24 protein-coding genes are annotated in these 26,182 nt (G+C 65.3%); 13 read left to right on the top strand and 11 right to left on the bottom strand.

Annotation, left to right across the window (positions count from 1 at the left end):
• Position 1 precedes the first annotated feature (1 nt).
• Complete coding sequence (locus AC56LW_RS10355) at positions 2 to 898, top strand: SMP-30/gluconolactonase/LRE family protein (RefSeq protein WP_499634019.1); 897 nt, start codon at positions 2 to 4, stop codon at positions 896 to 898.
• Positions 899 to 986: 88 nt separating this feature from the next.
• Here the strand turns inward: AC56LW_RS10355 and AC56LW_RS10350 are convergent, their stop codons facing one another.
• Positions 987 to 1,406: a hypothetical protein gene (locus AC56LW_RS10350; protein ID WP_332531753.1), complete on the bottom strand. Its 420-nt coding sequence runs from the start codon at positions 1,404 to 1,406 to the stop codon at positions 987 to 989.
• Positions 1,407 to 1,519: 113 nt separating this feature from the next.
• Entirely contained in the window at positions 1,520 to 2,407 is an 888-nt protein-coding gene (locus tag AC56LW_RS10345; RefSeq protein ID WP_332531754.1) for a LysR family transcriptional regulator, read from the bottom strand.
• Positions 2,408 to 2,516: 109 nt separating this feature from the next.
• Between AC56LW_RS10345 and AC56LW_RS10340 the strand changes: the two genes are divergently transcribed.
• Entirely contained in the window at positions 2,517 to 3,470 is a 954-nt protein-coding gene (locus AC56LW_RS10340; RefSeq protein WP_499634017.1) for a DMT family transporter, read from the top strand.
• Here AC56LW_RS10340 and AC56LW_RS10335 read toward each other — a convergent pair.
• Positions 3,415 to 4,128, bottom strand: a complete 714-nt coding sequence (locus tag AC56LW_RS10335; RefSeq protein ID WP_499634015.1) for an MOSC domain-containing protein — start codon at positions 4,126 to 4,128, stop codon at positions 3,415 to 3,417. The two genes, AC56LW_RS10340 and AC56LW_RS10335, sit on opposite strands and share 56 nt — an antisense overlap.
• 23 nt (positions 4,129 to 4,151) lie before the next feature.
• The gene (locus tag AC56LW_RS10330; RefSeq protein WP_499634013.1) at positions 4,152 to 5,615 is read right to left on the bottom strand and encodes a M28 family peptidase; all 1,464 of its coding nucleotides are present in this window, start codon (positions 5,613 to 5,615) and stop codon (positions 4,152 to 4,154) included.
• A 209-nt stretch (positions 5,616 to 5,824) separates the two neighbouring features.
• Here AC56LW_RS10330 and AC56LW_RS10325 point away from each other — a divergent pair, with 209 nt between their 5' ends.
• The 6 genes from AC56LW_RS10325 to AC56LW_RS10300 are packed head-to-tail and all read left to right on the top strand — an operon-like array spanning position 5,825 to position 13,128.
• A complete protein-coding gene (locus AC56LW_RS10325; RefSeq protein ID WP_499634011.1) occupies positions 5,825 to 7,402 on the top strand; it encodes an AAA family ATPase in 1,578 nt (525 codons plus the stop codon).
• A gap of 18 nt (positions 7,403 to 7,420) precedes the next feature.
• The gene (locus tag AC56LW_RS10320; RefSeq protein ID WP_499634009.1) at positions 7,421 to 8,341 is read left to right on the top strand and encodes a hypothetical protein; all 921 of its coding nucleotides are present in this window, start codon (positions 7,421 to 7,423) and stop codon (positions 8,339 to 8,341) included.
• Positions 8,338 to 10,110, top strand: coding sequence for a VWA domain-containing protein (locus AC56LW_RS10315; protein WP_499634007.1), 1,773 nt, complete (start codon positions 8,338 to 8,340; stop codon positions 10,108 to 10,110). Before AC56LW_RS10320 ends, AC56LW_RS10315 begins: the two co-directional genes overlap by 4 nt.
• Positions 10,107 to 10,691: a hypothetical protein gene (locus AC56LW_RS10310; RefSeq protein ID WP_499634005.1), complete on the top strand. Its 585-nt coding sequence runs from the start codon at positions 10,107 to 10,109 to the stop codon at positions 10,689 to 10,691. The genes AC56LW_RS10315 and AC56LW_RS10310 overlap by 4 nt, the downstream gene beginning before the upstream one ends.
• Entirely contained in the window at positions 10,688 to 12,034 is a 1,347-nt protein-coding gene (locus AC56LW_RS10305; RefSeq protein ID WP_499634003.1) for an AMP-binding protein, read from the top strand. The genes AC56LW_RS10310 and AC56LW_RS10305 overlap by 4 nt, the downstream gene beginning before the upstream one ends.
• Positions 12,031 to 13,128 carry an AAA family ATPase gene (locus AC56LW_RS10300; protein ID WP_499634001.1) on the top strand — a complete coding sequence of 366 codons (1,098 nt, stop codon included), beginning with the start codon at positions 12,031 to 12,033 and terminating at the stop codon, positions 13,126 to 13,128. Before AC56LW_RS10305 ends, AC56LW_RS10300 begins: the two co-directional genes overlap by 4 nt.
• Here the strand turns inward: AC56LW_RS10300 and AC56LW_RS10295 are convergent.
• On the bottom strand, positions 13,101 to 14,234 hold the full coding sequence (locus AC56LW_RS10295; protein WP_499634000.1) for an alkene reductase: 1,134 nt from the start codon (positions 14,232 to 14,234) through the stop codon (positions 13,101 to 13,103). The genes AC56LW_RS10300 and AC56LW_RS10295 overlap by 28 nt on opposite strands.
• 218 nt (positions 14,235 to 14,452) lie before the next feature.
• On the opposite strand from AC56LW_RS10295, the gene AC56LW_RS10290 reads away from it, so the two are divergent.
• Positions 14,453 to 15,550: a sensor histidine kinase gene (locus tag AC56LW_RS10290; protein ID WP_499633998.1), complete on the top strand. Its 1,098-nt coding sequence runs from the start codon at positions 14,453 to 14,455 to the stop codon at positions 15,548 to 15,550.
• Positions 15,547 to 16,332, top strand: coding sequence for a LytR/AlgR family response regulator transcription factor (locus AC56LW_RS10285; protein ID WP_499633996.1), 786 nt, complete (start codon positions 15,547 to 15,549; stop codon positions 16,330 to 16,332). The genes AC56LW_RS10290 and AC56LW_RS10285 overlap by 4 nt, the downstream gene beginning before the upstream one ends.
• 19 nt (positions 16,333 to 16,351) lie before the next feature.
• Here AC56LW_RS10285 and AC56LW_RS10280 read toward each other — a convergent pair whose 3' ends face one another.
• Positions 16,352 to 16,726, bottom strand: coding sequence for a hypothetical protein (locus AC56LW_RS10280; RefSeq protein WP_499633994.1), 375 nt, complete (start codon positions 16,724 to 16,726; stop codon positions 16,352 to 16,354).
• Between the two features lie 124 nt (positions 16,727 to 16,850).
• Here AC56LW_RS10280 and AC56LW_RS10275 point away from each other — a divergent pair, with 124 nt between their 5' ends.
• Both AC56LW_RS10275 and AC56LW_RS10270 read left to right on the top strand, forming a co-directional pair.
• Positions 16,851 to 17,639 (top strand): ferritin-like domain-containing protein, encoded by a 789-nt coding sequence (locus AC56LW_RS10275; RefSeq protein WP_499633993.1) that lies wholly within the window; start codon positions 16,851 to 16,853, stop codon positions 17,637 to 17,639.
• Between the two features lies 1 nt (position 17,640).
• Entirely contained in the window at positions 17,641 to 20,064 is a 2,424-nt protein-coding gene (locus AC56LW_RS10270) for a DNA polymerase II (protein WP_499633991.1), read from the top strand.
• A 36-nt stretch (positions 20,065 to 20,100) separates the two neighbouring features.
• Here AC56LW_RS10270 and AC56LW_RS10265 read toward each other — a convergent pair whose 3' ends face one another.
• The 5 genes from AC56LW_RS10265 to AC56LW_RS10245 all read right to left on the bottom strand — a co-directional run bounded on the left by AC56LW_RS10265 (position 20,101) and on the right by AC56LW_RS10245 (position 24,831).
• A complete protein-coding gene (locus tag AC56LW_RS10265; protein WP_499633989.1) occupies positions 20,101 to 20,688 on the bottom strand; it encodes a lysozyme inhibitor LprI family protein in 588 nt (195 codons plus the stop codon).
• 65 nt (positions 20,689 to 20,753) lie between these two features.
• Positions 20,754 to 21,560: a hypothetical protein gene (locus tag AC56LW_RS10260; protein ID WP_499633987.1), complete on the bottom strand. Its 807-nt coding sequence runs from the start codon at positions 21,558 to 21,560 to the stop codon at positions 20,754 to 20,756.
• Positions 21,561 to 21,627: 67 nt separating this feature from the next.
• Positions 21,628 to 23,667, bottom strand: coding sequence for a M13 family metallopeptidase (locus AC56LW_RS10255; protein ID WP_499633985.1), 2,040 nt, complete (start codon positions 23,665 to 23,667; stop codon positions 21,628 to 21,630).
• A gap of 67 nt (positions 23,668 to 23,734) precedes the next feature.
• Positions 23,735 to 24,463 carry a hypothetical protein gene (locus AC56LW_RS10250; protein ID WP_499633984.1) on the bottom strand — a complete coding sequence of 243 codons (729 nt, stop codon included), beginning with the start codon at positions 24,461 to 24,463 and terminating at the stop codon, positions 23,735 to 23,737.
• A 20-nt stretch (positions 24,464 to 24,483) separates the two neighbouring features.
• Complete coding sequence (locus AC56LW_RS10245) at positions 24,484 to 24,831, bottom strand: hypothetical protein (protein WP_499633982.1); 348 nt, start codon at positions 24,829 to 24,831, stop codon at positions 24,484 to 24,486.
• A 388-nt stretch (positions 24,832 to 25,219) separates the two neighbouring features.
• Between AC56LW_RS10245 and AC56LW_RS10240 the strand changes: the two genes are divergently transcribed.
• On the top strand, positions 25,220 to 26,179 hold the full coding sequence (locus tag AC56LW_RS10240; protein WP_332531768.1) for a chemotaxis protein: 960 nt from the start codon (positions 25,220 to 25,222) through the stop codon (positions 26,177 to 26,179).
• Positions 26,180 to 26,182 lie beyond the last annotated feature (3 nt).

The following is a 26,182-nucleotide window of genomic DNA, read 5'->3' as shown; positions in this document are numbered from 1 at the left end:
GATGTCTGCTGAAGTAGAACGCGTTGGGGGCGTGCATTGCGCCACCGGTGAAAGCCCGCTGTGGCATGCGGGGCAGGCTGCCTGGTACTGGGTCGACATCCCTGCGCGCCGCATCTGGCGCAGCGACCATGCCAGCGGCGCTTTGCAGCATTGGACGGCACCTGAAATGGTGGCTTGCATTGCAGCGGACAGCGATGGCGGCCTGATCGCCGGCATGGAAACGGGCGTGTTTCGCCTGACGCTGGGCACCGATGGGACGGTCGATGCACGCCGCCTTGCCGCGCCGCCTGACCCGGAACTGGGCGAAGGCATGCGTTTCAACGACGGGCGCTGCGACCGGCAGGGCCGCTTCTGGAGCGGCACCATGTTCATGGACATGGGCGCCGCACGCGCGGTGGGCGGGCTGTATCGCTACAGCACCGCTGCAGGCCTGCATGGGCCTGTCGTTCGGAACTTGCTGACGCAGAACGGCCTGGCCTTCTCGCCGGATGGCCGCACGATGTACCTGTCCGATTCGCACCCGCAGCGGCGGCTCGTGTGGGCCTACGATTACGATCCCGATGCCGGCCTGCCGAGCAATGAGCGGATATTTCTCGACCTGACGGGGCAACGGGGGCGGCCCGACGGGGCGGCGGTCGACGTCGATGGCTGCTACTGGAGCTGCGCCAACGATGGCGGTGTGGTGCAGCGCTTCACGCCGCAAGGCAAGCTTGATCGTGAAATTGCGCTGCCGATGGCCAAGCCGTCGATGTGCGCATTTGGCGGCCCGGCGCTCGACCTGCTGCTCTTGACGTCGATTGATCCGGCAGGGGCGGCCAATCCTGGTGGCGACGCCGGTTCGGTCGTCATCCTGCGGCCGCGCGTGCAGGGTATCGCAGAGACGCCATTCGCCGTTTGAACGGCCACATGTGAACAAGCCGCGACACCGGTTGCCCGGGTCGCGGCTTGCGCATTACACGACTGCTGATCGAACTAATTCAGATGAATTACTTCGAAGCGTCCTGCATTTTTTCGCCAGCGCGCTCGACGCTGCGGCCAGCAGCAGCGGTTGCGTCGCTGGTGGCTTCTTTAGCGGCAGCAGCTGCTTCGCGGCTTTCCTGACGCACTTCGGCGCCAGCAGCTTCGATACGTGCACCGGCACGGTCGGTAGCGGCGTCGATACGCTGACCAGCAGCGTCCAGATTGGCTTCAGCTTTGTCAGCTGCAACTTCCATCTTGTCGCCAGCGCGTTCAGCAGCTGCATCAGCAGCAGCGACGGCTTCTTTCGATTCCTGAGCGACGGTTGCGCCTGCGTTGTCGACGGCAGCGCCGGCTTCTTGTGCAGGGCCCATATTGTCGTTTTTGTTGCAACCGGCCAGCATCGCGACGCTCAGCATCAGGGCGGAAATGGTAATCGTGGTTTTCATGGGGTGCTCCTTAAAATTAAATGTTGTCGTTTAGCTTACACCAGCTGCTAATTCTTTGACTCACGCCCCGACCGCAATCGTGCGCGACAGATGTATTAAAACATTTCCAAAACTCATCGGCTGTGCGCTAGATAACTTAACAACAATTCAGCGTGTGGCGACAACAATGCGGGATCGGCAACGCAGACGCGAAGTTCCCGGTTTGCCCACGCGTCGTCCAGCGCGACGATGGCGACGGACAGCTCGCGGGCAAAGCGGATGGCGGCCACCTCGGGCAGCATGGCGATGCCGACATCCTGCGCCACCAGCTGCGCGATGGCGTCGAAGCTCGGCGCCCGTACGCGCACCTTCAACGGCCGGCCGTTGTGGATCGCCCTCGCTTCAATGAAATGCTGCATCGGCCGTTCCGGCGGCAGACACACGAACGCGTATTCAAAGGCGTCCCGTAGCTTCATCGTCGCGCGCTGCGCCAGCGCATGGCCGGCCGGCACCAGCATCACCAGGCGATCGCTGCGAAATGGCAGCGAGATCATCTCGCCGGTCGCCACGTTCCCATCGAAAATGCCCAGCTCGATCTCGCCGGCGCGTACCGCCGCCACGATATCGCGGCTGGCGCGTTCGTCCAGTTGCAGGTCGACTTGAGGGTGGTCCGCCAAAAATTCGCCAAGGGCCGCTGGCAGGAAGGTGCTGATCGCCACCGTAGTGCCGGCCAGGTGCACCGACATGCGGCGTCCGCCGCGCAGGTCGCGCACAGTCTCGCGCAACTGCTCCGTTTCATTGACAATGCGCGCGGCCCGCTCGAGGATGAAGCGTCCTGAGGGCGTTGGCGTCATGCCGGCCGCCGAGCGGGTAAATACGACTATGCCGGTGTCCTGCTCGAACCCGCGCAGGCGGTTGCTGGCCGCGGACAGGGCGATGGGGAAGCGTTCGGCGGCCTTGCTCAGGCTGCCAGCGGCCTCGATGGCCAGTAACAGGCGAAGATCGGTCAGGTCGATGTGCATGGGGTTTCTCGCTCGGCGAAGGCGTGGTTCAGTATTGGCGCATTCTAGCCCGTCTTGTTTCGCGGCAAAATAAGGCCTTGACGATGACGTGATAACGGCTGAGACGAAGATGAGCGATTTGACATGGGTGGGCCGCTGGGCGCAGGATGGACGGCTGTATGCGATTCTGGCCGCCACGGGAATGAGCATGAAGGCGGTGTTCGTCAAGCTGGGCTACGCGGCCGCGCCAGTGGATGCATTGACCATGCTGGCGCTGCGCATGGGTTTTGCGCTGCCGCTGTTCCTGGGCCTGGCCTGGATGGCGCGCGATCCGCAGGCAGCCAGGTTGACGCCGAAGGACTGGCTGCACATCGCAACCCTGGGCTTCTTCGGCTATTACCTGGCGAGCCTGTTCGATTTCTATGGCCTCGAAACCATCACGGCCGGGCTTGAACGGCTGATCCTGTACCTGTACCCGACGCTGGTGCTGTTGTTCCAGGTCTGTCTCACCAAACAGTACCCGTCGAGCCGTACCTTGCAGGCGCTGGGCATCTGTTACCTGGGCCTCGGCGTCGGCTTCATCCACGACCTGCACGTGACCGGCATGAGCAGCGAGCTCCTGACTGGTGCTGCATGGGTATTTGCCAGCGCCGTGGCGTACGCGCTGTACTTCGTCGGCACCGGCGCGGTCGTCAAGCGCATCGGCGCGATGCGCCTGGCAGGCCTGGCAGGCAGCGCATCGTGCTTGTTCGTGCTGCTGCATTTTACGCTGGCCGGTGATCGCGCCGCCCTCACGACGCTGCCGCCAGCGGTCTGGCTCAATAGCAGTCTGATGGCCGTGGTATCGACCGTGGTGCCGATCTATTGGCTGTCGCTGGCGATTGCCCGCCTCGGCGCATCCCGGACGGCGGCGATCGGCAATCTCGGCCCGGTACTGACGGTGTTCGCTTCGTGGCTGCTGCTGGGAGAGCCGTTGTCCGTATTCCAGTTGGGCGGGTTGGCGCTGGTGATCCTGGGTGTGGCGCGGCTCAAGCCGAAGGCGCCACCAGCGGCGACGGTTGCACCGAAACGGGCGTCGGCATGACAGCGTCGAACAGGCCGCGGCCATCCCAGCGCGGCAAGTGCGAGATGGTCCGCGCCGGAACAGCCCGGGCCGCATATGCCGGCCCAAGCGACGCCAAAAAGCGTGGGAACGCGCGGCAGTAGGTCGACTGGATGCCGGCCAGGCGCGCCAGTAGCGCGTAGTCGATCACGGTGTCGCGCGGCATGGCGTCGATCACCTGTGCCACGCGTTCGTGCCAGTCATCTGACCACGCGGACAGCAATGGGCCCAGGTCGCGTACGGTGTCGCCGGTACAAATTGCGCCGCCCTGCACGACGCGCGCCAGCACGCCACGTCGGGCGCCAATCCTGGCGGCGACGTGCGCGCCATGCAAGTCGAGCCGGCCGCACGCTTCGCATGCGAACATCAGGCGCACCTGCGCCTGGTCCCCGATCTGCAGCACGGTGCCGGAGGGCAGGGCGTCGATGGGCGTATCGAGCAGCAGGTTCTCGCGCAGCGCGTGGGGAGCGAGATTCAAATCAGCATAGGTCGCGCTGCTCGCCAGCAGCAGCTGGCGGGGCGATGCCGGGTCGCGGTGGCGGTCGCCATCGATCCCCGCACCGGCCATGAGCATGAGCCGCTCGACCGTCTGCGGCGCGGCGCTGCCAGTCGGACGGAGCGACAGGCTGGCCAGTTTCACCCGGTCACCATCATCGGTCAGCGTTACTTCGGCGCCTGCAACGCCGCCGCCGCAGCGCGGTACTTGGCGGCATTGGGCACGTCCGTCCACGCCGGCTTGACCGGATCGTTGGCGATGTCCTGCAACGCCACGGCGATCATGCGGTTCACGCTGGCCAGGTTGTCGTAGTCGACCTTGTCCCAGGTGTCGTCCTTGCCGTGGTAATCGGGGAAGCCGAACGCTACGCACAGCGTGTGGGCCGGCACGCCGGCATCGGCCAGCGCCTGGTTGTCGCTGCGCGCAAAATAGCGGTCGCTGTTGGTCGGGTGCTTCCAGAAGCGGATGCCGGTCTGTTCGCCTGCGCGTTGCAGCGTCGTGCCCACCGTCGAATAGTCAAAGCCGGTCATCGTGGCGGAGCGCAACTGCGGGCCTTCGCTGTCGTCGGTGCGGCCAAGCTGCTCGAGGTTCAGGTTCATCACGGTGTCCTTCAGCGGGAACACGGGATGCTTCGCGTAGTAGCGCGAGCCGAGCAGGCCCAGTTCTTCGCCGAACAGCGCGACGAACACGATGCTGCGGCGTGGACGTTCCTTTTGCGCCGCCATGCTGGCGGCGATTTCGATGACCGAGACGGTGCCGCTGCCATCGTCGTTGGCGCCGTTGAAGATCTCGCCATCGCGGATGCCCAGGTGATCGTAGTGCGCGCTGAGCATCACGTAGGTGCTTTTCAGGGCCGGGTCCGAACCGCGCAGCACGCCGATCACGTTGCGCAGCTTGGTCGGCGTGATCTCGGGTGCGACGATCTTCGCGGCGACGGTGGCGCCGCCCTGTTCGAGTGCGGTCGCGGCATCGGCTGCATGCACCAGCACGACCGGCGCGCCGCCTTTTGCCACTGCCACGCCCGGATCGATCAGCCAGCCACCCTGCGTGCGCGCCTGACGGCGTTCGCGGTCGATCAGCATGATCAGCGCCGGCTTGCTTTTCAGCTTGGCTTGCAGCGCCGCCCCTGCGCCGGGAATTGCAGCGGCCGGCACGACCAGCACCTTGCCGTTGGCTTTATCCGGATCGTCGAGCGCCGCCTGCCAGGTCATGAAAACGGCAGGCGTGCGCGCCAGCGTGACCGGATCGACGAAGTTGGCCGATGCGCCCGTGCCGTTAAGGGTCATGGTCTTGCCGCCAGCCGTCACCGTCAAGGCGATGTCCTGCGGGCTGCGCCTGGCGTATTGCCAGTTCGCGGTCTGGAAGTAGCCGTCGTCGCCCGCCGCCTCGAGCCCCGCGCGGCGGAACTGCGCCGCGATGTATTCGGCCGCCAGGTCAACGCCACGCGACGGCGTGCCGCGCCCTTCGAGCAGGTCGGACGACAGGAACGACAGGTGGCCGCGCAGCGAGTCGGCCGAGATGCTGGAGGTCAGCGCATCGCGCCCTGAAGTCTGCGGCCCCTGGGCCGAGATGGCGCACCCGGTCAGGGCGAGGGCGATGGAAATGGACAGCGCGGAGGCAAGGTGACGCATGCGAGGACTTCCGTGGATTGATGAGGATGGCAATATGACATGGTGGGGGGAATCGGGTCAACCGGGATATGCACGCCGAATCAACTTGCGCGCGCCCGCAATTGGGCGCAATGCGGGCGCGATGGCGCATTGATCCCGCCGTGGCGACGAGGTAGCATGGACAGGTCACGCTGCGCCGCCGGTCATCGTGACGTACCGGAGAATGTGCCTTGGCCTTCGACTTCTTTCAGAAAATATCGCGCGCGCCAACCAATCCGCATGCCAAGCCTGCCACGCGTGAGTTCGACGTGGCCGACCTGTACCGCGGCCCGGTCGATGCAGGTCAGCCGGTGCAAGGCGCGGCGCCCGGCCTGGACGAAAAGCTGCGCCAGGCGTACTTCTGGATCGTCAACAAGGCGATCATCAGCCCGCACTACGACATCGAATACAACGACGGTCCGGCACAGACGTTCACGGTGGGCGACAGCAAGCGCGTCCTGACCCTGCCGTCGGGGCAAAGCTATTCCAGTTACGTGCTGCTGCCGCTGCTGACCTTTGCCACGCGCCGCAAGTGCCTGTTCGTGGGTGGGCCCGGGCGCGGCAAGACGGCCAGCGCGATCCTGATGGGCGTGCTGGCCGGTGTGCCGGTGCGCGACGTGCGACGCGCGATGCAGCATGGCCACCCGCAGATGACGATTGCCGACCTGCTCGGCAACCCGCTGCCGTCCGATATGGTCAATGCGCAAAGCATGGACGCGATCCGCATCTCATGGCGCGCCTGGCTGTCGATGCGGGTGAAGATCATCGACGAATACAACCGCATTCCGACCCGCACCCAGAGTGCGCTGCTGACCGTCATGGGCGACAACTACGCCGAAGTGCTCGACCAGGTGTTCGAGTGTCCTGAGTCGAGCTGGTTCCTGACTGCCAACGATGACCAGGGTGGCGGCACCTATCAGGTGATCGAGGCGCTGCGCGACCGCATCGACGTGATCGTCCAGGCCCTCGCGTTCAATCCCCGCTTCCTGGACGACCTCCTGGTGCGCATCGAAGAAGACGTGCGGCCCGAAGAACTGATGCCACCCGAACTGATTTTTTCCGAGCTTGACGTCGACACGATGGGCCGGGAGGTGCGTGCGATCGCGGTGCCCGAGGATGTGCGGCGGCGCCTCGAATTCTTTGCCAGCCAGTTCGAGCTGCTCGATGCGGCTGGTGGGCAGTTCGAGTACATGACCAAGGACACGGCGCGCCTGTCGGGCGTCGACTGGCGCGATGTGACGGCAGCCGACACGGGGCGCGACCGATTGAAGGATCTGGGCTGCCAGACCCGCAACGGCGTCTCGGTGCGCAATCTCATGACGCTGCTGGTGTATGCCAAGGCGCTGGCGTATTTCCGGGGCAATCCGGCGGTCGAGCTGGAAGACCTGCGCCAGGTCTTGCCGTTCGTCCTGCGCGACAAGCTGCATCCCGACCTGGATGCGCCATTTTTCGCGGTGCCCGAGCACGCGCCATATCGCACCGATCGTGTCAGCTGGCTGCGGCACCTGTTCGACCTCTCCAACGCCGAGTTCCTGCGCCTGGACCTGGAACATGACGACCCGGTCGGCGAGATGGCGTCATTGTTCGCACAGGGCCTCGATGGCGTGTCCGAACCCGAGACGCGAACGCGCCTGGTCAAAATCGAAAAGCTCATCGCCAGCCAGACCAAGGGCAAGAAGCTGTATGGTCATCTGTACGACGACCTGCTCAAGCTGAAGTACCTGCACCAGCGTTATACCAATTATCTGGCGTGGCTGCGCGCGCAGTAATATGTTCAAACCTGCCTGATGCTCAAGCCGGCCTACGCCAGCGTCCTGGCAGCAGGGCGCGACCAGTACAACGCACGCATGCGCGAGGCGCGGCGGCGCTATCCAATGCTGTCGCACGACGTGTTTCGCGCGTTTCTCGAAGACGCCGGCGTCATCGTCGACGCAGTAGCGCCCGGGCATGTGCAGCCGGTCGTCGACAGCATCTACGATCTCGGGCTGGCATTGACCGGCCGCACACTGATTGGGCCAGCGGCGCGCTCACCCGGACTGCAGCACGCGTGGAGCGCGCTGTTTCCCCGCTTTGCCACCCTGATCGCGCGCGAACCGGCGCAGGTGCTCGGTATGCTGAGCAACGCGGTGGTGTACCTGGAGGCGATTCCGGGTACGCGGCTGACGCAGTGGATGGATGACATGGGCATGCTTGCCGCACAGGTTGGCTCGGTCGATGCCTTGCGGGCCGTAGGACAGATCGCGGCCTGGCGCGCCGGCGCCGCGCATTTCCGCGCCGGTGCGCTCGCCGCGGCGGCAGGGCTGCCCGCACCGCTGGCGCTGGCCGCTTTGCACGCGCCGGATGGCATGCAGATTGATGCACTGTTACGGCAACTGCCCGGCGACCCGTGGTGGCAGGGAGCCGATCCGCACGCGTCCCGGACCCGCACCTTCGGCGCGTTCACCGGCTTTGGCGGCCCGTTTGATGCGCCGCCCACGGTGAAGCCGGATGGCGACGGCTTCCTGGTGCACGCGGGCGGGCGCGCATTTTTCCTGCTCGCCGATGCCTACGGCGCGTCGCTGCAAGCGGCAACGCTGGCCGAGTTCGAGCGCGCCGATCCTGGCCGTGTGCCGACCACGCTTGCCCATGCGCAGGCGTGTGCGAACGCCACGACAATCGCGATCACGTCGCCCTTTACCCATGCGATCCGACTGGAGGCGCGGCCATGAGCCGGCAACGCACCCCGCCGGCCGACGACGCGCTGATCGCGCGCTGGCGCGCCGCCTGGCCCGCCGCACTGGCCGTCTGGAGCCGCTACACACGCCTGCGCGATCCGCGCCTGTGCAGCACCACGGTCAGCGCCGCAAGGGAAGGATTGAGCGGCAGCTTCGCGATGATCCGCCTGCTCGACCAGAGCGTCGTGATCGACCTGCAGGCGGTGCGCCAGCACGCGCTGGACGACTTCGGCGTCGAAATCCTGGCCCACGAAATCGGGCACCACGTGCTGGCCCCGGCCACGGCGCTCGACCATTTTCGCCTGATCGCCCGGATGCGGCGGGCCTTGCCGACGCTCGAACAGCATGCGGCGATGGTCGCCAACCTGTACACGGACCTGTGCATCAACGACCGCTTGCAGCGCCAGGCCGGCCTTCGCATGGAGACGATTTACCGGAAGCTGGCGCAGGCGCCGGCAGGGCCGGCCAGCAGTTTGTGGACGCTCTACATGCGCATCTACGAACACCTGTGGCAGCTGGCGCCCGGTCAGTTGGCCGGCAGTGGCTTTCCTGACTCGCTCGATACTGACGCCTGGCTGGGCGCGCGCGTGATTCGCGTGTACGGCGCCGACTGGATGCGCGGCGCCGGGCGCTTCGCTTCGCTGGTACTGCCGTATCTGATGAACGATAAGGCAACCAAAAAAAAGCTGCAGGCCTGGCATGACACTGGCGGCGCCGCCGAGGGCTGCCTGCCTGACGGGATGCATGCGTCCGATCCCGAAGAAGCAGACGACATCGTGCACCCGCTCGACGATCCGGCGGTCAGTGGTGACGACGTGAGCACGCCCGGGCCCAAACCAGTTGCCACACGCTCCACCGGCCAGGCGCGCGAACCATTCGAGTACGGCGAGATCCTGCGCGCGGGCGGCGTGGTACTGAGTCCGCATGCCATTGCAATGCGCTATTACCGCGAACGCGCACTGCCGCATCTGGTCGACTTCCCGCGCCACCCCAGCCCGCGCGCACCTGAACCCGAGATGGAAGGGCTCGAACCCTGGGAACTGGGGGACTCGATCGAGCGCGTCGACTGGCTGCACAGCCTGGCGCTGTCGCCGACCCCGATCCCCGGCTTTACCATCATGCAGCGCCGCATGACCGAAGAGCCGGCGTTCGAGAAGCGGCCCGTTCCGGTTGACCTGGACCTGTATGTCGACAGTTCCGGCTCGATGCCCAACCCGCAAGTGAGCACGTCATTTCCGGCACTGGCCGGCGCCATTGTTGCCCTGTCGGCGCTGCGTGCCGGCGCGTCGGTGCAGGTCACGCTGTGGAGCGGCAAGCGCGACGTCATGGGCACGGCAGGCTTCGTGCGCGACGCCGACCAGATCCTGCGTGTGCTGACCGGCTTTTTCGGCGGGAGTACCTGCTTTCCGATTCACCGCCTGCGCGACACCTATCCGGCGCATGGACAGCGCCGGCGCGTGGCCCACATCCTGATGATTTCGGACAGCGGCATCACGACGATGTTCGACCGGGACGAGCGGGGCAACAGCGGCTGGGACGTGGCAGCGGCCGCGTTGCGCACGGCTGGCGGTGGCGGCACAATGGCGCTCGATATGCCGGCCTGTTGGGAGGATTGGGCCGGGGCGTCGGGTGACAATCCATGGGGCCAGCTGAAGCGCGCCCGCGACCGCGAAGGCTGGGCGATCCACGCCGTGACCGACATGGGCCAGCTGGTCGATTTCGCCCGCGCGTTCAGCGCCCGTCACTACGGTGCGCAGCGATGAACACGGACTATGCCGACCTGGCTGCGCTGACCCGCCGGCTGGCGGACATTCCTGCGGATTTTCTCGGTGAACCATCGGTGGCCGGGCACGGCGAGATGGCCGTCGCGGCCATCGTCGGCGATGTGCTGCGCATGCATGGGCTACATGCATCGGATGAACTGCTGGCCGGCTTTCAGGGCCGCAGCGTGCACACCGACCGCAACCGGCTGGCGCTGGCAGCAGTCGCCAGCTGGCTGCTGGCCGACGAGGCTCTGATCGGCGCGAACCTGCCGCACCCCGCGCTCGAAGACGTCGTGGGCGCGCTGGTGGCGGAAATGGCGGCGATCACGCCGGCGCACGCGTTCGTGCATGACGCCGAGCGGCGCGAAGAGCTGGTGCGCGCGCTGCTTGCCCGGCTTGGCATGCGGCCGCTGGGCGAGACCCCGGCGCAGGCGCAGGACCGGCTGTCCGCCATCAGCGCCATCCAGCGGCGCGCGTTGCTGGCGGCAAGCCGACAGGCCGAAAAGCGGGCGCGCGAAGTGCGCGAAGCCCTGGCGCGCAAGCTGGCCGCAGAGTCGGCCGACAAGTGGACGCGTGAATGATGAACGACCTTGCCGATCGCGAGCGCTTCCCGACCTTGACCACCGAGGGCCAGCGCATGCTGGACTTCCTGCGCGGGCATCCGAACGCACCCGTGTTTCGCAACGCCAGCGGCAACCGCCTGCAGGCGCACGAGGTCGAGGCCCAGCAGGCATTCGAGCGCGAGATCGTCGATGCGCCAATTGACGCGACGCCGGGCACACCGCCGCCGTGGGTGGACCCGCTGATCGCCAGGATGCATGCGACCGTGCCGCATTACCGACAGCGCGGCTCACCCCCGCGGGCATTCGACCAGGTGGCGCCGGTCTCGCGCGCCGACTTGTCGGCCGACATCGCGCAGTTTGTGCCCGACGACGTCCCGCTCGAGCGCATGATCCAGTTCCGCACGACCGGGACGACCGGCCATCCGCTGCTGATCCCGTCGCACCCGGTGGTCGCCGCGCGCTATGCTGCTTTTCACAAGCGCGCGCTGCGCCGGCTCGGCATCGAAGCGCAGCATGGCGCCGGCCAGGTCGGTGTGGTGTTGCTCGGCTTTCAGGAGCGGTGTTTCACCTATGTCTCGGTCACGCCGACGATGGGCGAGTCAGGCTTGGCCAAGCTGAACCTGCACCCGAACGACTGGCGCGATCCGCTGGATCGCGCTCGCTATCTCGACGCGCTGGCGCCCGAGATCGTGGCCGGCGATCCGATCTCGTTCACCGAATATCTGACGTTACCGTTGACGCATGCCCCGCGCGCGCTGATCTCGGTCTCGATGCAGCTGATGCCGGCCTTGCGCGCGCAGCTCGAACAGCGCTTTGGCTGCCCGGTACTGGACATCTATTCACTGGGCGAAGTCGGGCCGGTGGGCGTATACGATGCCGCGCTCGAAGGCCACTTGCTGCTGCAGCCGCAGCTCTACGTCGAGATCCTGGACCGCGGCGGCCGGCCTGTCAGTCCCGGCACCGCGGGCGAAATCACGGTGACGGGTGGCTTCAACGACTGCCTGCCCCTGCTGCGCTACCGCACCGGCGACTACGCGTCGCTGCGTTCGAGCGTGCACGGCCCGGTGCTGGTGGGGCTGTGCGGCCGCCAGCCCGTGCGCTACCGCGCGCTGGCCGGCTGGATCAACAATATCGACATCACCCATGCGCTCGAGCCGTTTCCGCTGTCGCATTTTCACCTGCACCAGGGCGCGGACGGCAATGTGTCGCTGCAAGTGGCGCCCAATGCAATGCACGACGCCGCGCCGGCCCGGGCTGCACTCGAACGCCTGTTCGGCGCGGGGACGGTGGTGGTCGAGGTGCTGCACGCCGCCGACAAGACGCTGCAGTACACCTCCAGCCTGGAAGGGTCGCAAACATGACGATTCCCGCGACCCGCTTCCGGCAAGGCCTCGTGGTCGGCAAATTCTGCCCGCTGCATCGGGGCCACATGTTTCTGATCCAGACCGCGCTGGCCCAATGCGACGCACTGCTGGTGATCAGCTATACCAATCCCGGGTTCGACCGCTGCGGGCCGGATGCGCGGCAAGCCTGGCTGGACGAGCTGTTTCCGCAGGTGCGCAGCCTGGTGCTCGACGACGCGATCCTGGCGCGGCTGTGCCGTGAACGCGGCCTGCCGCAGCGCCGGTTGCCACACAATGATGCCGATCCCGCCGTCCAGCGCGAATTCACCGCATGGGTCAGCTGGGCATTGTGCGATACCAGGGCCGACGCGGTCTTCACCAGCGAAGCGTATGGCGACGGCTTTGCGGCCGACCTGGGCGCCTGGTATGGCGCGCGGCTGGGCGCGCCGGCGCCCGTGCAGCATGTCTGCGTCGACCGGCAGCGTCTGGCGGTGCCGGTATCGGGAACGGCAGTGCGCACGCAGCCGCATCTGGCGTATGCGTACCTGCATCCTGCGGTGCGCGCCCATTTCATCGAACGCGTGTGCCTGCTGGGCGGGGAGTCGAGCGGCAAGACGACGCTCGCTGCCAGCCTGGCGGCGCGCCTCGGTACATGCTGGGCCCCGGAGGTCGGACGTGAACGCTGGGATTCGCAGGGCGGCAAGCTTGGTTACGAGGATATGCTCAGCATCGGCCAGGGCCAGGTGGCGCGCGAAGACCTGCTGGCGCGCCAGGCGAAGCGGTGGTTGATCTGCGATGGCAGTGCGCTGACGTCACTGTTCTACAGTCTCGATGGTTTCGGGCGCGCCGCCGCCGCGCTCGAGGCGCTGGCGCGCCGTCCGTATGCTGTGACTTTCGTGTGCGCGCCGGACATCCCGTTCACTCAGGACGGCACCCGGCGTGACGCGGCGTTTCGCGCGCACCAGCACCGCTGGTATCGTGCGGCTTTGGCGCGGCTGGGCATGCCGTATGTGCTGCTCGAAGGGACCCTGGAACAGCGTCTCGCCACGGCGTACGCGGTGTTGACGGCCGGGGCCCGTGAAGATCAGGTCTGCACAGCGTACGGCGGGTAATCGATATAGCCCCTGGCGTCACCCCCGTAGTAGGTGCTGCGGTCCGGCTCTGCCAATGGCCAGCCGTTGCGCAGGCGCGCCACCAGGTCGGGGTTGGAAATGAACATCTGGCCGAATGCGGCCAGGTCGATCACGCCATCTTCGATCATCTTGTCGGCGCGTTCGCGCGTCATGCCGCCAGCCAGGATCAGTGCAGTCTCGGGCAGCGTGGGGCGGAAGGCGCGCAGCAAGTCCTGAATCTTGTCGGACACGGTGGGGCCGGACGCCTTGTCGCCCATGCCGTAGCCTGATTGGTCCATGATGTGGACATAGGCGATGCGGCGTTCGCCCAGTGCGGCGACCAGCGCCGTGTAGGTCGCGTCGATGTCGTCGTACAGAGGCATGTCGAACAGGCGGCCGTAGGGCGACAGGCGAATGCCCACGCGCTCGCGGCCGATGCGGGCGACGACGGCATCGACGACGGCCAAAGCGAAACGCAGGCGGTTGTCCATCGTGGTCGCGCCGTACTCGTCATCGCGGTCATTGACCAGCGGGTTGAGGAACTGCTCCAGCAGATAGCCATTGGCGCCGTGGATCTCGACCCCGTCGAAACCGGCCTCGATGGCGTTGGCGGCGGCATTGGCGAAATCCTGCACCACGCGCGCTACCTCGTCGGTGGCAAGCTGGCGCGGTTGGGTTGTTGCCACCATGCCAGGCGTGCCGTCATCCTTGACACCGTAGGCCATGGCGCCTTGCGCGGTTTTCGAGCTGGCGCTGACCGGATCGATGCCATCGGTCTGGATGCTCGGGTGCGACACGCGGCCCACGTGCCAGAGCTGCGCGAACATTTTTGCGCCGACGGCGTGCACGGATTGGGTGGTCAGGCGCCAGCCGGCGATCTGCGCCGGCGTGTAGATGCCGGGATTGAACAGGTAGCCCTGGCCTTCGCGCGAAATCGGCGTGCCTTCGCTGACGATCAGGCCAGCGGTGGCGCGCTGGGTGTAATACAGCGCGACGGTTTCAGTGGCGACGTCGTCTGGCGCACGCGCCCGGGTCAGGGGCGCCATCACGACGCGATTGACGAGGGAAAGAGAAGCGAGCTTGCATGGCGAGAATAACTGGTGCATGGCGTCCTTGTAGCGTTGTGGATGGATGCGGCCAGCATAAATGAATTCGGAGAATTGAATGATGGGTACGCTAGCGAATCCGGCCATCGCGCTCTGCGAGGCCGGGTTCACTCCCGCCTTTCGCCAATTCGTCGCACCGCCTCTTGCCGATGGCGCGCCTGCTGGGCACAATGGATCGTCCCTGTTTTTATTATCGTTATTTTCTGAAGTGAGTCAGCATGGCCAGCATCTTCCCGCCGATACAACAGCAACGACGTGCGCGCCTGCGGCGGGTGCTGACCGACCTGCCGCTGTCGATCGGCATCAGCGTGCTGCTGGCGTGTTTCATCAGCCTGGTCACGGGACGCTTTCTCGAAAACATGCTGGTGTCGGTCCTGATCGGCATTGTGGCCTTCACGATCGTGTACGGCGGGCGCCTGCTGTTCATCAAGCGGCCGGTCTGGCGCCTGCGCGAATGGGCCATGTTTGCTGCGCTGGCGGTGCTGGCGGCGCCGGTTGCCCACTTCACCGGCCTGTACACGGCCGGGCTGTTGCTCGGTATTCGTACGCCGACGCTGGCGGAGTACCCGTCTGCCGACCGCATCAGCATGATCGTCTTCACGTTTCTGGGCACGACACTGATGGTTGTGCTGATCATGAACCGCGAACGCATGCGGCGCGCCCAGGAAGAGCAGGCCGAGGCGCACCTGCGCGCACAGATCATCGAGCGCCAGGCATTGCAGGCGCAGCTGCGCCTGCTGCAGGCCCAGATCGAACCGCACATGCTGTTCAATACGCTGGCCAATCTGCAGGGACTGATCGCGCTCGATCCGGTGCGCGCCAGCGACATGCTCGACCAGCTGATCCAGTATCTGCGCGCCACGCTGAGCGTATCGCGCAGCGAGACCACGACGCTGGAGCAGGAATTTGCCGCCATGGGGGCGTACCTGGGCCTGATGGGCGTGCGCATGGGTGAACGGCTGCGTTACCAGCTCGACCTGCCGCCCGCGCTGCGCAGCGCGCGCCTGCCCACCATGCTGTTGCAACCGCTGGTCGAGAACGCGATCGTGCACGGTGTGGAGCCGAAGATCGACGGTGGCGAGATCACCATCAGCGCGGCGATCGAGGGCGACAGCCTGGTGCTCGACGTCCGGGATACCGGCCTGGGCCTGGGGCTGGGTCAGGCGCCTGCGCGGCGTGGTGGTGGCGTCGGCGTGGCCACGTCGCGTGAACGACTCGACGCCCTGTATGGTGAGCGCGCGTCGATGACCTTGAGTCCGGCGCAGCCACAAGGTACGCTGGCCCGATTGACCCTGCCTCTGGAGTTCGAACAATGACCCGTGCATTGATTGCCGAAGACGAACCGATCCTGGCCGCCACGCTAGCCAGAACACTGCAAGGCCTGTGGCCCGGCCTCGACATCGTCGCGACCGCACCCAACGGCGTGGTCGCGGTGGAGCAGGCGCTGGCGCTGCGACCGGACGTGCTGTTCCTTGACATCCGCATGCCGGGGCAGAGCGGCCTGGAAGTGGCCGAAGAACTGGCCGAGCGCTGGGACGGGCCGGCCCCGTTTCCGCACATCGTGTTCGTTACCGCGTTTGATGACTACGCGGTGCAGGCCTTCGAGCACGCGGCGTTCGACTATGTGCTCAAGCCGGTCAGCAGCGCGCGGCTGGGCAAGACCGTCGAGCGCCTGCGTGGGGCGCTGGAAACGCGTACGGCACTGGCGCCGGATGCACTGGGCCAGCTGCTCGGGCAATTGCAGGCGCTGGTGCCACGCACCGCACCAGGCGAGCGCTTGACGACAATCCGGGCGGCGGTCGGTAACGCGGTGCGCATGATTCCGGTGCCGGACGTCGTGTACTTCCAGGCGATCGACAAGTACGTCAATGTGGTCACCGCAGACGCCGAAGCGCTGATCCGGGTGCCGCTGAAGGAATTGCTGCCGCAGCTCGACAGCGCGCAGTTTCGCCAGGTAAGCCGCAGCACGGTGGTCAATATGGGATGTGTGACCAGCGCGGTGCGGGATGATCTGGGCAAGGTGATGCTGACACTGCGTGGCCGGCCGGAAAAGCCGCGTGTCAGTCCCGTGTATGCGCATTTGTTCAGGCAGATGTAGCGGGATTGGCGCTGCAACATCACTCGACGTCGGGCACGAAGAATATGCGCTCTACGTTGCCGTTGTCCTTGTCGGTTTCAAACACGAGCAAATAGCCTTTTGTATAAACGCTTTCGACGGTTGCTGGCCCGACGACGTATGCAGGGTTGGTGTCATAGTCATAATAGCCGGTAGGGCGGCCAAGCAGCGCTACGATGTCACTGCCGTTCGACTGTTTCAAATCATGTTTCTTTAGCAGCGATGCCGTCATCTGTCCTCGCTGCAAGTCTGACGCCTTGGCCCAGACATCCGTTGTAAACTCACGGTCACCGAGCTTGTTTGCCTGGTCTTCGACAGAATCGCGACAGCCGGCGAGCAAGGCTGCGATCAGGACAATGTAGAGACAGAAGCGCATAGGTTGTAGATGTCCCGGCAGTTTCTCGATGTCGAGTATCCCAAGCCATCATTGCGGATGAATTGGGAACCATCAACGACGGTAGATTGAGTAAAATGCTGCTCTCGATTTGCTAGGCCACACCATGGAACTCCGCGCCGCCGCGCTGCACGCACTGCTAGACGCCGACCCCGCCGCCAAAGCCAGGGCGGTCGCCGCGCTCTCTGCTGCGTGCAAGGCAGGTCAGGTCGCCATCGACACCCAGGCCGTCATGACGGCGCCGCCTGGCATCCCTGGCCGTCCGATGCGCCCTGAACTGGTGCCGCCGCTGCAGGTGGGCCGCCGCTCGATGGGCACGCCGGAAGGGCGCGCGATGCTGGTCCACGCGCTGGCGCACATCGAGTTCAATGCCGTCAATCTGGCGCTCGATGCCCTGTGGCGTTTCGATGGGATGCCCGAGCAATACTATCTCGACTGGTTGCTGGTTGCCGATGAAGAGGCGCTGCACTTCACGATGCTGAGCGATCATCTGGGCACACTTGGGTATGCGTACGGCGACTTCCCGGGCCACGACAGCCTGTGGGAGATGGTCGCCAAGACCAGCGACGACGTGCTGGCGCGCATGGCGCTGGTGCCGCGCACGCTCGAAGCGCGCGGCCTGGACGCGATCCCGCCGCTGCGCAAGAAGATCGCGCAGGCGGGCGACCTGGCTGCGGCGCTGATCCTCGACCGCCTGCTGGTCGACGAAGTGGGGCACGTCGAAATCGGCAATCGCTGGTACCTCGAACTGTGCCTGGCGCGCGGGCTTGAGCCGATCGCTACCTACGATGAACTCACGGTGCGCTACAAGGCGTCTGTGCTCAAGGGCCCATTCAATATCGAAGGGCGCCGCGCGGCCGGCTTTTCCGAGGCCGAGCTGGAACGCTATCGCTGACATGGACGATGCGGCGTCGGACAGCACCGGCTTTCTGCTGACGCGCCACTGGCGCGACACGCCTGCCGGCTGCGAAGTCGAGTTCTGGCTCGCCACCGATGCCGGCCCGCGCTGCGTGCGCATCCCGGTGCAGACCCCGGTCGCGTTCATTCCCGAAGCGCAGCGCGGCACGGTCGAGCAACTGCTGCAGGACGAACGGGGCTGGGAATTGCGCCCGCTCGAGCTGCTCGACTTCCAGCACCGGCCCGTCGCGGGCCTGTACTGCCGCAAATTCCGTCAGCTGATGCAGATCGAACGGCGCCTGCGCCAGCATGGCCTGGACGTGTTCGAGGCCGACGTGCGCCCGCCCGAGCGCTACCTGATGGAGCGTTTCATCACGGCGCCTGTCGTGTTTGCAGGACAGCCGGTCGAGGGCAATCCGCAGCTGCTGGTCGATGGCGTGCTGAAGCCAGCGCCCGGCTACCGGCCGACCATCCGCACCGTGTCGCTCGATATCGAAACCACGTTCCAGGGCGAACTGCGTTCGATTGCGCTCGAAGGCTGCGGGCAGCGCCAGGTGTACATGCTGGGACCACCCAATGGCATCGATGGCCCGCGCGATTATGAACTCGACTACTGTGCCACACGGCGCGAGCTGCTCGACCGGATGGAGGCGTGGTTCATGCAGCACGACCCGGACGCGATCATCGGCTGGAACGTGATCCAGTTCGACATGCGCGTGCTGCAGCGCCATGCCGAGGGCATGAAGCGTCCGCTGCGGCTGGGCCGCGACGGCAGCGCGATCGAGTGGCGCGAAGCAGGTGGCAAAGGCGGTGGCAAAGGTGGCGGCAACCGCGGCGGCCAGGAACACTACTTCATCTGCATCGCCGGGCGCCTCGTCATCGACGGCATCGACGCGCTGCACTCGGCCACCTGGACCTTCCCGTCGTTCAGTCTCGAAAACGTCTCGCGCACGCTGCTGGGCGTGGGCAAGGCGATCGACAATCCGCATGACCGCATGGCCGAAATCGACCGCATGTTCAACGAGGACAAGCCGGCGCTGGCCTATTACAACGTCATGGATTGCGAGCTGGTCACCCGCATCTTCGACAAGACCCGGCTGCTCGACTTCCTGCTCGAGCGGGCCAGCGTGACGGGGCTGGCGGCCGATCGCAGCGGCGGCTCGGTGGCCGCGTTCGAGCACCTGTACATGCCGCTGCTGCACCGCCAGGGCCGGGTGGCGCCGAATATCGGCGACGTCGAGGGCGCCGACAGCCCGGGCGGCTTCGTGATGGATTCACGCTCGGGCCTGTACGACTCGGTGCTGGTGCTGGACTACAAAAGCCTGTACCCGTCGATCATCCGCACTTTCCTGATCGACCCGATGGGCCTGATCGAGGGCCTGCGCGAGCCCGAGGACACCACGGTGCCGGGCTACCGGGGTGGCCGCTTTTCGCGCACCCGGCACTGCCTGCCGAACATCGTCACGCAGGTGTGGGCGGGCAGGGAAGCGGCCAAGAAGGCGCAGAATGCGCCGCTGTCGCAGGCGCTCAAGATCATCATGAATGCCTTCTACGGCGTGCTCGGTACGACCGGCTGCCGCTTTTTCGACCCGCGTCTGGCGTCGTCGATCACGATGCGCGGGCACGACATCATGCACCGCACGCGCGCGCTCATCGAAGAGCAGGGCTACCAGGTCATCTACGGCGACACCGATTCGACCTTCGTCTGGCTCGGCGCCCCGCATACCGACGACGATGCGCGCCGCATCGGGAACATATTGGTCAATCATGTGAACGGCTGGTGGAAGACGCATCTGGCAGATGAGCTGGGCATCGAGAGCGCGCTCGAACTGGAATACGACGTGCACTTCCGGCGCTTCTTGATGCCGACCGTGCGCGGTTCGGACGAGGGCAGCAAGAAGCGCTACGCCGGGCTGGCCACGACGCTCGATGGCGACGACGAGATGGTCTACAAGGGGCTGGAAACGGTGCGCAGCGACTGGACACCGCTGGCCCAGCAGTTCCAGCAAGGCCTGTACGAGCGGATCTTCAAGGGCGAGCCGTACGAGGACTTCGTGCGCGAACTGGTGGCGCGGATGCTGCGCGGCGAGTGCGATGACGATCTTGTTTACCGCAAACGCCTGCGCCGGGCGCTGGACGACTACGAGCGCAACGTGCCGCCGCACGTTCGCGCCGCACGCATGGCTGACGAACACCACCTGCGCAACGGCCGCCACGCGCTGTATCGCAAGGGCGGCTGGATCCGATACGTGATGACACACGATGGCCCCGAGCCGCTGGAACTGCGCCGCTCGCCGATCGATTACGAGCATTACCTGACGCGCCAGCTCGAACCCGTCGCGGACGCGATCCTGCCGTTTTTGGGAGACAGTTTTGCGAACCTTACGCGCCATCTGACCAGTGGGCAGGGCGCGTTGTTCTAGGCGCTGGCGCCATTCATGGCGGATGCGGGTAGCATGTCAGTCGGTCGTTACGCAATGAATGACCGACGCATCGGGCAGTTCGAACGTGATGGCGTGCCCATCGGGACGGCCGGCAACCGCGGGCTTCCATGCCGAGGCGCGCACAGGCGGGGTCGCGACGGCGAACGCACGGCCAGCATCGGTCACGCGCATGGCGCCCGTCGCGGCGATGGCGACGCGCAAATCCCGGTCTGCCCAGGTGTCACGACAGGCCAGTTTCCGCTCAATCGACCCCGTACCGGTCAAGCTGGACAAGACCAGCAGACGATCGCGATAGGCGTCGATGAGACACGCGCGGTGGCTGTTGTCGAAAGCGCACCGGGCGCGGCGGCCGAACCAGTCCGCCGGCGATTCGATGAGACCGGCATTGCCCAGCGCCGCGGCGTCGATCTGCGTCGATCGCTGCACATTGAGGGCGTCGAGTGCTCGTAGCAGGGGGTCGCTGCACACGAGCTGGTCGGACGCATAGACGGGCCTGGCACAGTTTGCGCCAATCTGTGCCGGGGGCGGGGGCACCGGCTGCGCAACGGCCGATGGACCGGCGAGGACCATCCACCCGGTTGCCAGGATCGATGCCTTGCGCATAACAGCACGCCACGAACAACCGCGGACGTCGCTGCCACCGGCCCGATGCTGCTGCAAGGGCGCGTTCAACGACAACGTCGCTGGCTACCGATATCGGACAGGCTGTCGATACGGCCATCCACGGTGATGGCCTGAAGGCATTGCCGGGTACGGCCATTCCACCAGATCGTGCCCTTGCCGTCACCGCCCGACTGGAAGCCATCGACGCGGCTGAATCCACGCGACTCCAGACTGTTCTCGGCGCCCGATGCGCGCGCGCCGGTCAGGTCGGACACATCCACCGACGGGGCATAACCGCCGCCCCAGCGGTGATCGTCCCGGTAGGCCGTATTCTGGCCGCGTTGCCGGACGCCGCTTTCGTAGCCGGCGCTGTAGGCATCCCTGCGTGAATAATTGTGGTAGGGCTGGTTGTACATGCCATCGTTGTAACCGCGTTCATAATCGGCCTCTTGCTCCCGGTCGGCATAGTGCTTGCCATCGTCGTGGTGCCCCGATTTGTGCGATGCCAGCGCCGCGATGAGCGCGATGGCACCGACGGTGCCGATGGCGATGGCCGCATCGTTGTTGTCACTCTTCTGGTTGCAGTCGCCCTTGCCCACGTCGGAGATCGCCGCGAACCGGCCATCGCTGGTCCTGACCATCACGCAGCTCTTGCGCGAGGCATTCCACCAATAGGTGTATGAAGCGTTGCCGGCATGGTGGCCGGTAATCGATACCCAGCCCCTGGATTCGAGTGTGTTCTCGCCACCGGCGGCGCGGGCGCCCACCAGGTCGCGCAGGTCGTCGGCGCTGGCCGCAATGGATACCGTCGGGCTCAGGGCAGTGGCCAGTGCCGTGCATGCCACGACAAACTGCCGCATTGTTTTCTTCATGTGCGATCTCCTTTTAATTATTGGCAAAACAAAGCCGGCGCATCAGGTCCGGTACAGCACACCCGGGCTACCAGATTTTTACCCGTTTTTCGGGGGCCAGATACAGCTTGTCGGTTGGTTTGACATCGAATGCCTTGTACCAGGCGTCGACATTACGGACGACGCCATTGACCCGAAACTCGCCGGGACTGTGCGGATCGGCCAGCGTGCGGCGGCGTGTTTCGCCTTCGCTCGTGATGTTGCGCCAGAGCTGTGCCCAGGCGAGGAAAAAGCGCTGGTCGCCGCTGTAGCCATCGAGAATCGGCGCGTTCCCGCCCTGTTTCTCCTGCACGAAGCTGCGGTAGGCCGCGTAGGCGACCGACAGGCCGCCCAGGTCGCCGATGTTTTCGCCGAGATTCTGGCGGCCATTGATATGCAGGCCGGGAAGCGGTTCGTACCCGTCAAATTGCACGACGAGACCTTGGGTGCGTTTCTCGAACTCGCGGCGCGAGGCCCTGGACCACCATTCACGCAGTTTGCCGTCGCCGTCGGCGCGGCTGCCCTGGTCGTCGAAACCGTGGCCGAATTCATGGCCGATGACCGCTGCAATTGCGCCGAAGTTCACCGCAGCGTCGGCGTTCGGGTCGAAGAAGGGCGGCTGGAGTATCCCGGCTGGAAACGTGATCGAATTGGCCGATGGCGAATAACCCGCATTGATTTCTTGCGGGCTGTAGGGGAACTCCCATTTTCGCGTGGGTTCCTTCAGCTTTTGCAGATCGTCGGCGCGCATCCAGTCGAACAGCCGGCGATAGTTTCCGACGAGGTCGTCGGCTGCAATGCGGACCGTCGACCGGTCATGCCAGCGCTCCGGATAACCGATGTAGCGTGTGACCTTGTCGAGTTTCTTCAGCGCCTCAGCCCGGGTTGGCGCATCCATCCAGTCGAGCTTGCTGATACGGTCACGGTAGGTGGCGCGCAGATAATTCACCATCTCTTCGACCTGCGCGCGTTCCGTGGCCCCGAAATACCGGGCGACATAGATGCGGCCGATCTCTTCGCCCAGCACCGAACTTACCGCCATGATGCTTTCGAGTTCGGGCGGCCGTCGTTGCGGCGTATCTTGCAGGCGCTTGCCATGGAAATCGAAATGTGCCTGGACCCACGGTTCCGACAGCGAATCGGCCCATGCATCGAGCGTCTTGAAGACAAGGAAGGTCTGCAGGTCGGCGGCCGGCGTCGTGGCAAACAGCCGGGCCAGGTCGCGCACCGCCGTATCGGTCGTGACCTTGAACTTGGGCTGCTTGTCGTACTTCAGTTCTGCCAGAAACGCATCCCAGGGAAAGCCGGGTGCGTACTTCTTCAGTTCGCCCGGGGTCATGACATGATTCATGCGGACCACGTCGCGGCGCTGCGCCACGGTCCAGTGGCGCCTGGCGATCGCGGTTTCCAGCGCCAGCACCTTGCTGGCGCGGGCATCGGCATCGGCGAACCCGGCGCGGCGAAAGCTCGCAGCGATGTAATCGAGCAATGCCTTGCGGTGGCCGATGTAGGGCTCGGCTTCAGTGAGATAGTAGTCGCGCGACGGCATGGTCAGGCCACCGACGCCGAGTGCTGCAATCTGCCGGGTCGGGACGGCCGCGTCGCTCATCGGGCCGGTGGGGAAAAAGCCTTCGATCCAGGGATAGGCCATGATCCTGGCCAGTTCCCGTTTGTCGGTGGTGCCTGCGATGATCGCGAGCGTGCTGGCAATCGGCGTGATGCCCAGCGCGTCGCGGCGCTCCCGGTTCGCATGCGAGCGGTGGAAGTCGCTGATCATCTGCTCGGGGCTGCCCGGCGGCCCGGCTGTTTCGCGTGCCTGTGCGACGATGCCGGCGACCCGTTTTTCGGTCGACAAATACACTTCGACGAAGGAATCGATCGCGGGCAGACCTGGCGGCGGCGCGGCGGTCCTGAGCCACCCGGCATTCACATAGCGGTAGAAGTCGTCGCCTGGCCGGGTCGTTGTCGACAGGCCGGCCGTATCGACGCCCCATCGACCGATGGCGGCACTGGCAGGGGCGGCCTGCGCCCATGGCGCCAGACACAAGGTCAGTGTCAGCGCAGAGATCGTTTGGAGCAGGTCGTTCATTGTTATCCCCCAGCTGTTTGCGGTTGTTCGCAATATCCACCGAAGCGCGATCCGACGGCCGGCGCGCTCAGCCGCCGACGACGAAGGCGTCGGGGACCCGGTAGACTTCGATGGCGCCAATCCGGATGATCTGCAGATCGCCCTGGCGTCGCACGTCCAGGCTGGCCCCGGCATCGCTGCCCGTTGCCTGGCCGTTCGTGAAGAAGATGCGGCGGTGGCCGCCGTCGGGCGTGGCGAGCTCGATGGTCGCGGTACCGCCCGTACGGCGAATGACACCTGCCTTGCAGGGGCCGGTTTTGCCGCCGTCCGATGTCGTGCAGACGATATCTGCCGTCGCGTGGAAGCGGGTGCCGGGAACCAGTGCGTCGCCGATGGGCCGCGCACTGGTGGCTGGCGCGTCGCGAAGATCGATGCGCAGCGTGTAGCGGGCGACCTCGTTGCGGCGCGCGGCGTTGCGCATCAGATAGACCAGCACACGATACGATCCATCGGCCGGCACCGGGCCGGCGAAGTGGTTGCCGCTTGAGGAGCCCACGAACATTGCTTCACCATTGCTTCCCGGCGCAATGACGTTGACATACGCCGATGCATTGGTCGGCTTGAAGTCCACCGTCAGCAACTGCCCTGCGCGCGCATTTACCAGATAGTCATGGTCGGCATTCCCCTTGATCTGCCCGGTCAGTGTGACGGTAGGGCGGTCATGGGGAAACACGACATTGGTCTGTTGCTGCGCAGCGGCGGATGCTGCCAGCAGCAAGGTGCTGGCATACAGTACGGCGAAAAGGGCATGGTGCATGGGGACTCCAGATCGGTTTGTCATGGACGCAGCGGTACCGACACCAGCGTGATGCCGTCGACGGTCGCGACCAGTCTGCCGCCAAGCTGCATGGCGTCGCCGTGCGTCGGGCATCCGACAAGAATCGCGGTGTGATCGAGAAAATCGATGGTGGCAGCGCTTTCGCCGACGCGCCGACACGGCGCACCAGACGCTGGAAACCCGTCGCCGACGAGCGTCAGCGAATGCGGCCACGCCGCGCCGCTGGCCGCAGCTGCCAATGCCGGATCGGCTGGCGGCGCCTCAGTGGCTGCCGGCGGCTGGACGCATGAGCACAGCGAGAGCACTGCGCCAAGTGCTGCCACCATGAAGATGCCTTGTCGATGCATGCGTCATTTCCTTCCACCAACGAGTTCGCTAATGGCAAGCTGCTGTCGCAATCCGTGAGCTGCTGTTGAACGATACTCGCGCAGTTCTAAGCTTTTTGTCAACACAGTGTTCTCCCGTGCGCGCCGACCGCAACTTGCTTCCTGTTGCGCGTGATCGGCGCTGCGCTGACCGGGGGCGCATTGGCACTGGTTCGGGTGTATTCTTCGCCAGATGGCCACCCGGCGCCTGGCGACTGTATGGCGGTCCGGAATGGTGGGTGTGACAATTCGTGGTTTTTTTGCACCGACCGATGCTAAATCTGCGACGCTTTCGGTCTGTAATGACCCAAGGACCTGCAGCCCGTCTACAATGATTTCCGGACAGCACTATTTTTTGACAGGATCAGCCATGAAATCGGTACAACAAGAAGTCGATGAGCGCAGCAACCTGACGGGGACGAACAAATTCGAATTACTGCTGTTTCGCCTCGGTGGCGATGCAGAGGGCAATCATAACGAACTGTTCGGGATCAACGTCTTCAAGATCCGCGAGATCGTGGCGATGCCTGAAATCACTGCCGTCGCCGGCGCCCCGCAGCACGTGCTGGGCGTGGTCAACCTGCGTGGCCACATCATCCAGGTGCTCGACCTGCCGGGCATCACCGGTGTCACGCCCAAGACGGGTCTGAACATCATGCTGGTGACCGAATTTGCGCGCACCACGCAGGCGTTTGCCGTCGAGAGTGTCGAAGAAATCGTGCGTCTCGACTGGAGCCAGGTCATGACGGCCGAGAATACCGCCGGCACCGGCATGGTCACGAGCATTGCCCGCCTGCCGGAAGCCGAAGGCCAGCCGGCACGCCTGGCCCAGGTGCTGGACGTGGAAACCATCCTGCGCCGTCTGAATCCGGAACAGGACCGCCAGGACCTGTCGCAAGCCGTCGGCAACAAGATCTCGATCAAGCCGGGCAGCGTCATCCTGGCGGCCGACGATTCGGTCGTCGCCCGCGCACTGATCGAGCAGGGTCTGGATGCGATGGGTCTGCCATTCATCATGACCAAGAGCGGCAAGGAAGCCTGGGATCAGCTGGGGGCGATTGCCACCGCCGCCGAAGCCGAAGGCCGTACGGTCTACGACCGCGTCGCGATGGTGCTGACCGACCTCGAGATGCCGGAGATGGATGGCTTCACGCTGACCCGTAACATCAAGTCGAGCCAGCGCTTCGGCAACCTGCCGGTGGTGATCCATTCATCGCTGTCGGGCACCACCAACGAGGAACACGTCAAGAACGTGCGCGCCGACGCCTACGTCGCCAAGTTCTCGGCCGAAGACCTGTCGCGCACGCTGCGCAAGGTGCTGGGCGGTTAAGCC

It is taken from the genome of Telluria sp. LT2P80 (assembly GCF_059685955.1).
This window is presented reverse-complemented; position numbering and strand designations above follow the sequence as displayed.

What these genes read in the sequence shown, in the direction of transcription:
- AC56LW_RS10355 (WP_499634019.1), top strand. Translation starts at nt 2, where the DNA reads ATGTCTGCTGAAGTAGAACGCGTTGGGGGCGTGCATTGCGCCACCGGT.
- AC56LW_RS10350 (WP_332531753.1), bottom strand. Translation starts at nt 1,406, where the DNA reads ATGAAAACCACGATTACCATTTCCGCCCTGATGCTGAGCGTCGCGATG.
- AC56LW_RS10345 (WP_332531754.1), bottom strand. Translation starts at nt 2,407, where the DNA reads ATGCACATCGACCTGACCGATCTTCGCCTGTTACTGGCCATCGAGGCC.
- AC56LW_RS10340 (WP_499634017.1), top strand. Translation starts at nt 2,517, where the DNA reads ATGAGCGATTTGACATGGGTGGGCCGCTGGGCGCAGGATGGACGGCTG.
- AC56LW_RS10330 (WP_499634013.1), bottom strand. Translation starts at nt 5,615, where the DNA reads ATGCGTCACCTTGCCTCCGCGCTGTCCATTTCCATCGCCCTCGCCCTG.
- AC56LW_RS10320 (WP_499634009.1), top strand. Translation starts at nt 7,421, where the DNA reads ATGCTCAAGCCGGCCTACGCCAGCGTCCTGGCAGCAGGGCGCGACCAG.
- AC56LW_RS10315 (WP_499634007.1), top strand. Translation starts at nt 8,338, where the DNA reads ATGAGCCGGCAACGCACCCCGCCGGCCGACGACGCGCTGATCGCGCGC.
- AC56LW_RS10310 (WP_499634005.1), top strand. Translation starts at nt 10,107, where the DNA reads ATGAACACGGACTATGCCGACCTGGCTGCGCTGACCCGCCGGCTGGCG.
- AC56LW_RS10305 (WP_499634003.1), top strand. Translation starts at nt 10,688, where the DNA reads ATGATGAACGACCTTGCCGATCGCGAGCGCTTCCCGACCTTGACCACC.
- AC56LW_RS10300 (WP_499634001.1), top strand. Translation starts at nt 12,031, where the DNA reads ATGACGATTCCCGCGACCCGCTTCCGGCAAGGCCTCGTGGTCGGCAAA.
- AC56LW_RS10295 (WP_499634000.1), bottom strand. Translation starts at nt 14,234, where the DNA reads ATGCACCAGTTATTCTCGCCATGCAAGCTCGCTTCTCTTTCCCTCGTC.
- AC56LW_RS10290 (WP_499633998.1), top strand. Translation starts at nt 14,453, where the DNA reads ATGGCCAGCATCTTCCCGCCGATACAACAGCAACGACGTGCGCGCCTG.
- AC56LW_RS10285 (WP_499633996.1), top strand. Translation starts at nt 15,547, where the DNA reads ATGACCCGTGCATTGATTGCCGAAGACGAACCGATCCTGGCCGCCACG.
- AC56LW_RS10280 (WP_499633994.1), bottom strand. Translation starts at nt 16,726, where the DNA reads ATGCGCTTCTGTCTCTACATTGTCCTGATCGCAGCCTTGCTCGCCGGC.
- AC56LW_RS10275 (WP_499633993.1), top strand. Translation starts at nt 16,851, where the DNA reads ATGGAACTCCGCGCCGCCGCGCTGCACGCACTGCTAGACGCCGACCCC.
- AC56LW_RS10270 (WP_499633991.1), top strand. Translation starts at nt 17,641, where the DNA reads ATGGACGATGCGGCGTCGGACAGCACCGGCTTTCTGCTGACGCGCCAC.
- AC56LW_RS10265 (WP_499633989.1), bottom strand. Translation starts at nt 20,688, where the DNA reads ATGCGCAAGGCATCGATCCTGGCAACCGGGTGGATGGTCCTCGCCGGT.
- AC56LW_RS10260 (WP_499633987.1), bottom strand. Translation starts at nt 21,560, where the DNA reads ATGAAGAAAACAATGCGGCAGTTTGTCGTGGCATGCACGGCACTGGCC.
- AC56LW_RS10255 (WP_499633985.1), bottom strand. Translation starts at nt 23,667, where the DNA reads ATGAACGACCTGCTCCAAACGATCTCTGCGCTGACACTGACCTTGTGT.
- AC56LW_RS10250 (WP_499633984.1), bottom strand. Translation starts at nt 24,463, where the DNA reads ATGCACCATGCCCTTTTCGCCGTACTGTATGCCAGCACCTTGCTGCTG.
- AC56LW_RS10245 (WP_499633982.1), bottom strand. Translation starts at nt 24,831, where the DNA reads ATGCATCGACAAGGCATCTTCATGGTGGCAGCACTTGGCGCAGTGCTC.
- AC56LW_RS10240 (WP_332531768.1), top strand. Translation starts at nt 25,220, where the DNA reads ATGAAATCGGTACAACAAGAAGTCGATGAGCGCAGCAACCTGACGGGG.